Origin of the sequence: Vreelandella olivaria (assembly GCF_023507745.1) — a bacterium.
GTDB lineage: Bacteria > Pseudomonadota > Gammaproteobacteria > Pseudomonadales > Halomonadaceae > Vreelandella > Vreelandella olivaria_A.
This window is the reverse complement of sequence record NZ_JALPZO010000032.1, coordinates 1-877: the sequence shown is the minus strand read 5'-3', so window position 1 is coordinate 877 and position 877 is coordinate 1. Positions and strand designations below refer to the sequence as shown.

The window sequence follows — 877 nt, the reverse complement described above, 5'->3', positions numbered from 1 at the left end:
CGTTTTACCGAAAATATTGCTGAGGAGTGTTCCTGGAAGCCACAAATGGATGCCGTTAAGCCATTTCTGAAGTGGTCGGCGATTATTTTAATGCCCATTGTCGTGATACTTATGCTGCTTGACCCTGCCTTTGTAATTGCCGGTATCGGGCCGCTGGGCATGGGCTTCATGGCTTGGATGATGGGCACTTCCAAGGGCTATCAGGCAATGCAGCGCAACAGCCAGCATCATGAGTGGGAGTGGAAAAAAACGGAACACATAAAGGTATGGCGAAAAAGAAGCCTTATTGCCCTCACCTATCAGTGGAAACCCTTTAGCCGAAACTCAAGCTTTAGGCCGCGAACACATCTTGTTTATTGCCATGCAGATGAATTGGATGAACGGGTTCAGTTCTTCAAGAACCGCCTTCCTGATGCGCAGTATGAAGAAGGTAAAATCGATGTATTATAAAAGTTTTCAAAAGGTAATTAACCAAGGGAAGTTAATCAGATAAGCTAAAACTCAAAGCGCTTAAAGTGTGATCGCTAGCTGGGTATCAACGAAATGAACTGCTTTTAGCTTATGGTTCATATTACCTTTGAAGAGCAAGGATAAGTATATGTGGTTTATGCAACCCAAGCAGGACTATATCTCCCAAATCCCCTGGAAGCATGCCGATGAACCGGCGCTAATAAGCTGGCAAATTCGGGCACGTAATTATAATACGTTTGTGGCAAATATATTATTCAGCGTATTTGCGCTTATCAGCTTGGGGGGGGATATGTAATGTTTCTATTGGGAGAATCATTCCTAACCTCTTTTTTAATGGGGGGAGGGATGTACGTTTTTCTTATTTTACTAGCCATGAGCATGACTCACCAGACCACGATTATTGTCT

1 pseudogene is annotated in these 877 nt (G+C 43.6%); it reads left to right on the top strand.

Annotation, left to right across the window (positions count from 1 at the left end):
- Window positions 1-450: pseudogene (locus HP566_RS02675) on the top strand (hypothetical protein); the annotation flags it as partial.
- Window positions 451-877: the final 427 nt, after the last annotated feature.